This is a genomic window from uncultured Paracoccus sp., assembly GCF_937873615.1.
GTDB lineage: Bacteria > Pseudomonadota > Alphaproteobacteria > Rhodobacterales > Rhodobacteraceae > Paracoccus.
This window is the reverse complement of the sequence record NZ_CALMYP010000059.1, coordinates 1-8,111: the sequence shown is the minus strand read 5'-3', so window position 1 is coordinate 8,111 and position 8,111 is coordinate 1. Positions and strand designations below refer to the sequence as shown.

The 8,111-nt window shown below is 68.1% G+C and carries 12 protein-coding genes and 2 pseudogenes; 4 read left to right on the top strand and 10 right to left on the bottom strand.

Annotation, left to right across the window (positions count from 1 at the left end; translation table 11 throughout):
* The 5 genes and pseudogenes from Q0330_RS14485 to Q0330_RS14465 all read right to left on the bottom strand — a co-directional run.
* Positions 1-828: pseudogene (locus tag Q0330_RS14485) on the bottom strand (phage tail tape measure protein); the annotation flags it as partial.
* Positions 821-949, bottom strand: coding sequence for a hypothetical protein (locus tag Q0330_RS14480; RefSeq protein WP_299480843.1), 129 nt, complete (start codon positions 947-949; stop codon positions 821-823). The pseudogene Q0330_RS14485 and the gene Q0330_RS14480, both read right to left, overlap by 8 nt.
* Positions 950-1,047: 98 nt before the next feature.
* Positions 1,048-1,485, bottom strand: a complete 438-nt coding sequence (locus tag Q0330_RS14475) for a hypothetical protein (protein WP_299480840.1) — start codon at positions 1,483-1,485, stop codon at positions 1,048-1,050.
* A gap of 2 nt (positions 1,486-1,487) precedes the next feature.
* Entirely contained in the window at positions 1,488-2,426 is a 939-nt protein-coding gene (locus tag Q0330_RS14470) for a phage tail tube protein (RefSeq protein ID WP_299480837.1), read from the bottom strand.
* A 24-nt stretch (positions 2,427-2,450) separates the two neighbouring features.
* Complete coding sequence (locus Q0330_RS14465; RefSeq protein ID WP_299480835.1) at positions 2,451-2,870, bottom strand: acyl-CoA transferase; 420 nt, start codon at positions 2,868-2,870, stop codon at positions 2,451-2,453.
* An 89-nt stretch (positions 2,871-2,959) separates the two neighbouring features.
* Here Q0330_RS14465 and Q0330_RS14460 point away from each other — a divergent pair, with 89 nt between their 5' ends.
* Together Q0330_RS14460 and Q0330_RS14455 are read left to right on the top strand one after the other, a co-directional pair.
* On the top strand, positions 2,960-3,244 hold the full coding sequence (locus tag Q0330_RS14460; RefSeq protein WP_299480833.1) for a CopG family ribbon-helix-helix protein: 285 nt from the start codon (positions 2,960-2,962) through the stop codon (positions 3,242-3,244).
* Positions 3,232-3,522 (top strand): type II toxin-antitoxin system RelE/ParE family toxin, encoded by a 291-nt coding sequence (locus tag Q0330_RS14455; RefSeq protein WP_299480830.1) that lies wholly within the window; start codon positions 3,232-3,234, stop codon positions 3,520-3,522. The genes Q0330_RS14460 and Q0330_RS14455 overlap by 13 nt, the downstream gene beginning before the upstream one ends.
* 14 nt (positions 3,523-3,536) lie before the next feature.
* On the opposite strand, the pseudogene Q0330_RS14450 reads toward Q0330_RS14455, so the two are convergent.
* The 3 genes and pseudogenes from Q0330_RS14450 to Q0330_RS14440 form a co-directional block, all read right to left on the bottom strand.
* Positions 3,537-4,165, bottom strand: a pseudogene (locus tag Q0330_RS14450) (DUF6441 family protein).
* Positions 4,166-4,170: 5 nt separating this feature from the next.
* Positions 4,171-4,482 (bottom strand): hypothetical protein, encoded by a 312-nt coding sequence (locus Q0330_RS14445; protein WP_299480827.1) that lies wholly within the window; start codon positions 4,480-4,482, stop codon positions 4,171-4,173.
* Positions 4,482-4,817, bottom strand: coding sequence for a DUF2190 family protein (locus tag Q0330_RS14440; RefSeq protein ID WP_299480824.1), 336 nt, complete (start codon positions 4,815-4,817; stop codon positions 4,482-4,484). The genes Q0330_RS14445 and Q0330_RS14440 overlap by 1 nt, the downstream gene beginning before the upstream one ends.
* A gap of 71 nt (positions 4,818-4,888) precedes the next feature.
* Between Q0330_RS14440 and Q0330_RS14435 the strand changes: the two genes are divergently transcribed.
* Positions 4,889-5,128, top strand: a complete 240-nt coding sequence (locus Q0330_RS14435) for a ribbon-helix-helix protein, CopG family (RefSeq protein ID WP_299480821.1) — start codon at positions 4,889-4,891, stop codon at positions 5,126-5,128.
* A gap of 5 nt (positions 5,129-5,133) precedes the next feature.
* Positions 5,134-5,421 carry a type II toxin-antitoxin system RelE/ParE family toxin gene (locus Q0330_RS14430; protein WP_299480818.1) on the top strand — a complete coding sequence of 96 codons (288 nt, stop codon included), beginning with the start codon at positions 5,134-5,136 and terminating at the stop codon, positions 5,419-5,421.
* Positions 5,422-5,423: 2 nt separating this feature from the next.
* Here the strand turns inward: Q0330_RS14430 and Q0330_RS14425 are convergent, their stop codons facing one another.
* Both Q0330_RS14425 and Q0330_RS14420 read right to left on the bottom strand, forming a co-directional pair.
* Complete coding sequence (locus Q0330_RS14425; RefSeq protein ID WP_299480815.1) at positions 5,424-7,457, bottom strand: prohead protease/major capsid protein fusion protein; 2,034 nt, start codon at positions 7,455-7,457, stop codon at positions 5,424-5,426.
* A gap of 7 nt (positions 7,458-7,464) precedes the next feature.
* On the bottom strand, positions 7,465-8,111 hold a 647-nt coding region (locus tag Q0330_RS14420), incomplete at its 5' end, for a phage portal protein (protein ID WP_299480812.1).

The window sequence follows — 8,111 nt, the reverse complement described above, 5'->3', positions numbered from 1 at the left end:
GTTGTCGAAGACCGCGGTGATCGCGCCTCCGATGGGGCCCGTGCCCCGCGCCATGTCGGCCAGCGCGTTCGCCACGGTTTCCAGCGCTGGGGCGACGGCGGCGGTCAGACGATTGGTCAGGCCCAGCCAGATCAGGCTGAGCTTGGCGATCGCATCGCCAGTGCGTTCGATCTGCGCCGCATCGGCCGCACTCACCGCCACACCGAAATCCTGCACGTCCTGTGCCGCTTCCCGTAAGGTGGCGGCGTCGATGCGCAGGAACGCCAGTGCGGCGCGATCACCAAAGAGATCGGATGCCACTGCGGCGCGTTCGGCCTCCGGGACATAACGGGCCAAGGCGTCCTGAATGGCCGCGATGCGTTGATCGAGCGGCAGCGCCTGCAACTCCGCGGCTGTCAGGTTCAGCCGCTGCAGCGCCCCCACTGCTGATCCCGATCCGGCCGCCGCTTCCGACAGCCGCGTGGTCAGCTTCTTGGTGGCCTGTTCGATCTCGCCCATCGATACCCCGGCCAACTCGCCAGCCCATGTCAGCACCTGCAGGCTCTCGACCGTCGTCCTGAGCGAAGCAGCCATGTCCGCCTGCGCACCGATCACGTCGAGTCCCGAACGGACCATCGCCACGCCAGCCGCTGCGGCGGCAGCGGTAATGGCGGCCAATGCGATCCCGGCTTTGCGGGCGAAGCTGCCGAGGCGGGCGTTGGCGAGCTCCATCTCCGACGAAAGGCGGCCAAACCCGCGCGTGCCCGCCTCGCCAATCCCTTCCAGCTCGGCACGGACTTGACGGCCGCCTTCGGCGACTAGCCGGACACTGACCCTTTTCTCAGCCATGGCCGTCTCCGATCTGTTCGTTGAGCTTGCGCACCATCACCGCCTCGATCTCGGGCAGCAGCTCGGCGGCGATCAGGGTGTTGATGCCCAGCGCCTGCGCCAGCGCGAGGGCAGCGCCCATGTCCCAGCCCAGCACCGCGCCGGGGATCACCCGCAGTTGCCCACCAAGTCGGCCAACCAGATCCCAGACCTGCCAGCCATCTTCCGTCTGCGGCCGGTTCAGTCTTGCAGGGCAGTCGGGGCAGCGCCCCTCGCAGGCCGCGCAGTAGCGGTCGCCCCCGCCGAAGGACCATTCGGCAAGGGCGCGGAGACGTTTTTTTCCGCGTCCAGGATCAGGCCTTTGGCGACGTATTGGGTCTGGAACGCTTCGAAGACCGGCCAGATTTCCAGCAGGGCATCGATGCCTTCGGGCGAGACCGGGACGATGTTGCCCGCGTCGTCGCCGACCCCCTCCCAATCCAGGACCGCGCGGCGGGCAACGGCCTTAGCCATAGCGAGCGCCATTTCCTCCTGGGTGGCGGTGTTCGGCAGGGCTTCGATGGCAGGGTCGGCGCGGGCCGAGACCATCAAGGCGGTGGTCAGCGGTGCGACCTGCAGGCGAAGGCCGGGTGCGAGGGTCAGCCACGAAGGGGTTGCGGTCAGGTTCAGTCTGATCATGTTCAATAACTCACGACGGTGTTGACGAGGACGGCGGTGCACATCCGGGCGGGGCTGGCGGCCTTGGCGGCCTGCCAGTCGAAGGTGGCCTGGATGCCCTGTGGGCCCGGGATCTCGATCCGAGGGCGCGGCAGGTAGACGGCATGGGCGGTGAAGGTGAAGCTGGCGTTTGCGCCAAGGCTCCAGGCAAAGAGCAACTCGCAAGGCGTGCCGTCGATGGCCTGCGTGATCAGCGTGCTGTCGGCGAAACGGACCTCCACTCGGCCAGTCAGCGCAGCCATGCCGGGGTCTGCCCCTTCGATGCGACCGTCCGAGCGGATGGTCTCGATCCGGTCCAGCCCGTTGGAATAGGTCACCTCGGCGGAAATGACGTTGCCGAGGGGCGAGCCGTTGCGCGTGATCGCGCCGTTGAAATGCCCGAACCGCTGCAGTGCCAGCGCGGTCGGCGTACCGGCCGCCGTGGCCGCTGCCACGCTTTCACCCTGCGCCACCAGCCGCGCTGTCGCCGTCAGCAGCCCCGACCGCGCCATCTGCCACGAAAGCTGATCGCAAACGCAACCGCTGTACATCGCATAGCGCGGCACCTCGGGCATCGCCGTCTCGATGGCCATGCTCGGCAGCGTCCAGTTGCCGGACTGGAAGGTGTGGGTCTTCGGCGTCGTGCCGGAGGTGACAGGCGCACCGAAGGCCGCCTTCAGCCAGAGGCCAAGGTTCTCGACATCGATCGGCACCACCACATCGCCGTCGGCGGTGACCGCGTCCTTGATCGGGGCCAGCGGGTCGCGCCCCTGGCCCAGCAGTTCCGAGGCGATCAGCGGTTGTTCGGAGCCGAGCGTGGTGCTGGCGAAGGGCACCGTGCGATAGCCAGAGGTGGGCGGGGTGCCGTAGACAGTCTCGAACGCAAGCGCCATCTGCGCCCGCGCCCCATGGGCTCGTGCCATCGTAGTCTCCTGTGGTGAAGGGTGTCAGGCCAGCGGGTCGGCCGTGGAATAGTGCAGGACGACCGGGATCACCGCCGCCTTCAGGCTGGCAGCACCCTCCACGGCCAGATCGACCGGGCGCGGCGCTTCCGCCTCAACCCAGTCGCAGAGGCCGCCAAGTGTGCGGTCGGTGGCAAGCGCTGCGCCGACAGTGGCGCAGAGCGTGTCGAAGGCGGCGTCACGGGTGGCACCCTGCACGACCGCTTCGATCTCGGCCCGGTGCTGGTAGTGGTAGCGCAACGGCGAGAGCGTGACCTCGGGATCCCCCGGCTCGCCGTCGCGCAGGATCAGCAGACCCGCGGCGGGCACGCGCTCGGGCAGCACGTCGCCGCGCAGGGCGGTGGCGGGCAGCGCCGACAGCCGCGCGTGCAGCGCGGCGAGGATGGTTTCGCGAGAAGTTGGCATTCGGCGGCCCTTGGCTCAATTGTGACTTCTGCGACAGTCAGCGATATGCTAAAGGTAATACCCATGAATACTCACCCGGAGCCGTACCCATGAACGCCGTCCGCCCCATCGCCGTGAAGCTCGATCAGGATACCCGCGAACGCCTCAAGCGGTTGGCGGATGCCAAGGACCGCTCGACCCATTGGATGCTGCGCGAGGCCGTCGCGCAATTCGTCGAGCGCGAAGAGAAGCGTGAGGCGTTCCGGCAAGCGGGGTTACAGGCATGGGAAGAGTTTCAGTCGACCGGCAAGCACGTCACCCATGACGAAGCCGATGCCTGGCTTGCCAAGCTGGAAGCAGGCAAAGCGGCGGCTGCTCCCGAATGCCACGACTGATCTGGTCGCCCGCAGCCCTGCGGGATGTCGAGCGGCTCTATCGCTTCCTTGCCGACAAGAATCCTGAGGCCGCCCGCCGTGCGGCCAAATCCATCCGCGAAGGCATGAACATCCTGCGCGATCAGCCCGGTGCCGGGCGGCCGGTCGAGGACATGGCCCCGGAATTCCGCGAGTGGTTCATCACCTTTGGCGACAGTGGCTATGTGTCGCTCTATCGGTTCGACGGCGAGACGGCGGTCGTATTGGCCGTGCGCCATCAGCGCGAGGCAGGCTACTGATGGGCGGGTGGTGATCACACCTTGGCCTCCACCCAGTTCGCCACGATCAGCCCCGGCACCGCATCGTGCGCCCGGCCGGCATCCCGTGCCAGGTCCAGCCGCTTCGGCAGCTTGACCTGTGGCACCAGCAGGAAGATCGGCGCGGTGACGACGCCCCGGCCGGTCTTCGACCGTGACGCCACGGCGCGGCCCTTGGTGTTCAGCCGCCCCTCGGCCACCAGCAGGCTTGGCCCGCGACGGCGATAGATGAAGCGCAGGCGCAGGCCGGTGCGGCGTTCCCATTCGCCAGGAGCGATCCGGCCGCCGCGCAGGGACTTGCCTGCAGCAGGTGTGGGGATCGCCAGCCAGAAGCCGTTCTTCGAGCGGATCAGCGGGCCGGTGTCGTGGGCGCCGACGATGACCGGGGCGTTGGACCAGACCATGGCCGCCGCGTTGAGGCTGGGCTTCGCCTTGGGAACTGCTCCGACCGGATGGTGCGGGCAAGCCGGACCCCGAGGCCCGCACCGGTGATCTGCAGCCGCCAAGCGGCCTTCAGCCCTGTCCCCGCCTCGCGGATCGCAGCCGATACAGCCCGCTCCCCTGCCGCGACCTCGGCCGCCATCATCGCCACGATGTCAGGATCGATGTCGAGCTTGAGCTTCATCGTGGTCAAACCGGGCGCAGGTCGACGGTCCAGACCAGCCACTCACGGTCGCGAACGGGCTCGCCCTGGATCAGGAAGGCGTCGCCGTCGATCTCGATGCGGTCGCCGGGGCGTGGGGCTGGCACCTCGGCCACGCGCAGGTCGACGCGGGTGGTTTCCGACCAAAGCCGCGCATCGCCGAAGTCGGTGACCGCGTCTGCACGCCGGGCGACGATGCGCACTAGGACGGGCGCACCGCCATCGGCGATGTAGACCGCGTCCCGGCCGATGTTGGGATTGGCGAAGAGCGCACTGAGCGCGGCGGCGAAGGCGCTCATCAGAAGCTCGCGTTCAGCCGCACCCGGCCGATGGTGTCGCCTGCGCCGCCCGCCACCGCGACCACGGCCACGCCGATCAGGGTGTTCGAAGTGGTGGTCTTGGTCGCTTCCCTGGCGGTGTTGTCCCAATAGACCTTGTCGCCTGCGGCCCAGGCTTGCGATGCGACCTTCTTCAGGTCGTAGACGCCGGTGAGCGCGGCCTCGACGGTTTCGCCGAGGGCAGCGGTGCCAGCGGCGACGCCGAAGATAGCACCGACGAGCAGGCCATCGCCCGAGGCGACGGCATAGGGTGCGGTCAGGGTGATGGTATTGCCGGGCTGGACGTAGTTTTTCATCGGGGTGTCCCTTCTGGTGATAGTTGCGCGTGGTGCGAATTTTTCCTACCTTGGCGGCAGGAGGATCGGACATGGCCGGCAAGATCAGCATTTCCATCACCGACGAGCATGCCGCCCTTCTGCAGGAGGCCGTGGGCAGCGGCGCCTATGCCTCGTCGAGCGAAGTGGTCCGCGAGGCGCTGCGCGAGTGGCGGGCGCGGCGGGTCGTGGGTGAACTCTGGGACGCAGGACTCGCCAGCGGCCGCGCCGAGCCGGGGCTGACCATGGCCGATATCAAGCGCGAGGCCCGCAGCCGCAGAAGCGCGTCCTGACACGCATGCCGCGGATCCTCTTCACGCGGGCGGCCCGCGAAGACCTGATCGATATCTGGACGCACATCGCCGAGGACGATCCGTCCGCAGCCGATCGTGTGCTCGACAGGTTGGACGAGGTTGCCAGCCACCTGGTGGACAACCCGCAGATGGGTCCGGCCCGGGACGATATCCGCCCCGGGCTGCGCTATCTGGTGAGCGGGTCCTACCTGCTGCTCTGCCGGATCGTCGGCGTCGACATCGAGATCGTCCGCGCAGTGCACGGGCGGCGCGATCTCTACGGCCTCATCTGACCTTACGCGCCCGAGTTCTTATAAAGGCCGCGCCAGTCGATGGCCTTGGCGCCGAAGTCGAGGCGGCACTTGATCTCGACGCCGTCGACGTCGAAGCCGTTGCGCGTCTCGATGTAGGCGCCCTGCTGGCCCTCGAGATAGGCGTACTCGATGGTGTCGATCTGGTTCGGGCTGGCCGCCAGATACCAGGCGGTCTCGCTGGCGGCGTCGAGGCGCGGCTCGCTGATCGGCGCGAGGGTGCGGATCGACTGCGGCACGACGCTGGACGTCGCGGCGGGCACGAGGTTCTGGGCGACCAGCTGCTCGGCCTTCAGCTCCAGCGAGGCGGGCACGATCAGGAAGGCGGGGCGGACGTTCAGCACCGTCTTCTTGTCGAGGCCGGTCTGCTTGGCCATCGCCGCTCGCGCCGCGCCGACGCTGCTCACATCGAGAGCCGCGCCGGTGCCCGCGAGGTTCTTGTGGGTGGTGTGGAAGAGCGCGTTGCCGTCGGCCATCGCCGGGTTGGCGGTGATGATCCCCCAGACCACGTCCGACTCCAGCTGGGCGATGGAGTTGCCGTACATCGCCGGGATCCGGGTGAAGGCGTCGAGATCGTCGTTGATCAGCGTCTGGCGGGTGATCGCGACCACCCGGCCATAGGTCTTGACCTTGTAGCTCTCCTTGCTCTCGCCGAGCGTCCCGCGCTTGAACTCGCCGCTCTCGCCGACCTCCAGCAGCTGCGGCGCCTCGCCGAGCTGCACCCGGTGCATCGCCTTGAAGTCGGTGGCGAGCACCTGGCGGCAGAACAGCATGAAGGTGCGGGGATAGGCCTCGTAGGCCTGCCGCAGGGTCTTGTTGGTGACGGCCGAGAGGATCTCGGGGAAGTCCGAGGTCGAGTGCAGTGCGCGCGTCGCCACCTCATCACGCGACAGGCCGCGCGTGTTCACCCCGGAATTGCCAAGGCTTTCACGGGCCAGTTCCAGCAGGGTCATGCCGCGATACTGGCGCGCGGCATCCTCAAGCGGGAACAGCGTCGGGCTGTAGCGGTGAAGGAGCGCATTGGCCACCGCGTCGCGGCGGGTGATGCGTTCGTCACGCCCGCCGAGCGGCACGGAGACGTGCGGGAAGGTGCGGGTTTCGTCCGATTTGGCGGCGACCTGATCGAGGATCAGGCGGCGGGACTCGTCCACGCTGACCCCACGTTTCACCAGATCCTCGGCGAAGCTGCGCTCGAGGTTCAGGCGGCCGGTCAGATCGTAGATCGTCGAGACGCGGTCGCGCTCAGCCTCGCGGGCGCTGGTCGCGATGGCCTCGCTGTCGGGCGCCGGAGCCGGTTCCGGCATGCGCGCGCTGGTCGGTTCGGGGTGCGCCGAGGCCGCGACGGGCTGCTGGCGGGTCTCGGTCAAGGCGGGGACATCCCCGGCCACGGTGGTCGTGCTCTCAGGCATGGATGCCTCCTTTTGCATGCGGGTATCGACGATCTCGACGGGATAGCTGGCCTGATCCGCGGCGCGGACCTGGGCGCGGGGATCAGCGGGAACGGTCACGAAGCTGACCTCGAGCGGCGTCCAGCGCTCGACGATGCGCTGCTCGACCTCGCCCTTCGCGGCGGGCTCCACCACTTTCACCCGCTCGATGGAATAGCCGACCGAGACGTTGCGGATGATGCCGTCGCTGATCAGGCCGAACATGCGGTCGGCGGCCTGGTCGAGCCCGTCGCGGGGAAAGCGGATGGTGGCCTTGCCTTCCTTGCCCTCGATCCAGGCGCGTTCGACGACGCCCACCTGCGAATGCGAGGACCAGACCGAATGGCTGTCGAGCGCCGGGGCACCGGCATTGAGGCGGGTCAGGTCCACCGCCCTGTCGCTGACCTCGAGGATTTCGTCGAAGGGCACGGAGGTGTCCCAGCCAGTCCAGCGTCGCCGTCGGACGGCCGCGCCGGTGGTGAATACCACATCAACCGAACGCGCCTCGGAATTCACGGTCGCGGGCAGGATGGGCGCGCGCCGCAGCTGCATTGGCAGGGCGACCGGGGCCGCCATGATGGTCTCGGGCATGGCCCTGTTACTCCTGTGCAGTGGATGGGGATCCAGCCGGATCGGCGGCAGGGTCGGCGGCCGGATCGCTGGTTTGCGCGCTGCCGGTCTTGGTGACGCGGCGCGGGTCGCTGTCGAGGACGAGGCCGAGGGCATCCAGCTTGGCATTGGTCGCGGCGATTTCCGCCAGAACCGCATCCGGGTTGCGGCCCTGCTTCGCGATTACCTCGGCCAGGGTCATGGTGCCCGAGCGGATTGAGAGCAGGTTCGCCAGTGCATCCTTCTGTGGGTCGACCGCCTCGAACTTCGGCGGCGACCATTCGACTGGCACGTCCGGCGTGGGGATCTGGCCTGCCGCCCATGCGGCTTCCGTGAACCAGCGCCAGACCGGGGCGCAGAGCATCGGGATGAAGAGCTGCCACTGGACAGCATCGATCATCCGGCGGAACTCGACGAGGCCCGCCCGGATCGAGGAATAGTTGACCTGGCTGAGGTCTCCGGTCAGCAGCTCGTAGGGCACGCGGAACCCGGCCGAGATGGTGTGCAGGCTGGCGCGCTTGTATTCACCGTAGCCGCCGGTGGCGGCGGGCTGGTTGAAGCGGATGTCCTTGCCGCCCCGCGCATAGGCGATCAGCCCCGGCTCGAACTGCTCGACCCGGTTGCCGTCGGCATCGA

Coding starts and splice junctions, on each gene's coding strand:
- Q0330_RS14480 (WP_299480843.1), bottom strand. CDS start 949: ATGGGCGCTGCCCTCGCGCTGGCGCAGGCGCTGGGCATCAACACCCTG.
- Q0330_RS14475 (WP_299480840.1), bottom strand. CDS start 1,485: ATGATCAGACTGAACCTGACCGCAACCCCTTCGTGGCTGACCCTCGCA.
- Q0330_RS14470 (WP_299480837.1), bottom strand. CDS start 2,426: ATGGCACGAGCCCATGGGGCGCGGGCGCAGATGGCGCTTGCGTTCGAG.
- Q0330_RS14465 (WP_299480835.1), bottom strand. CDS start 2,870: ATGCCAACTTCTCGCGAAACCATCCTCGCCGCGCTGCACGCGCGGCTG.
- Q0330_RS14460 (WP_299480833.1), top strand. CDS start 2,960: ATGAACGCCGTCCGCCCCATCGCCGTGAAGCTCGATCAGGATACCCGC.
- Q0330_RS14455 (WP_299480830.1), top strand. CDS start 3,232: ATGCCACGACTGATCTGGTCGCCCGCAGCCCTGCGGGATGTCGAGCGG.
- Q0330_RS14445 (WP_299480827.1), bottom strand. CDS start 4,482: ATGAGCGCCTTCGCCGCCGCGCTCAGTGCGCTCTTCGCCAATCCCAAC.
- Q0330_RS14440 (WP_299480824.1), bottom strand. CDS start 4,817: ATGAAAAACTACGTCCAGCCCGGCAATACCATCACCCTGACCGCACCC.
- Q0330_RS14435 (WP_299480821.1), top strand. CDS start 4,889: ATGGCCGGCAAGATCAGCATTTCCATCACCGACGAGCATGCCGCCCTT.
- Q0330_RS14430 (WP_299480818.1), top strand. CDS start 5,134: ATGCCGCGGATCCTCTTCACGCGGGCGGCCCGCGAAGACCTGATCGAT.
- Q0330_RS14425 (WP_299480815.1), bottom strand. CDS start 7,457: ATGCCCGAGACCATCATGGCGGCCCCGGTCGCCCTGCCAATGCAGCTG.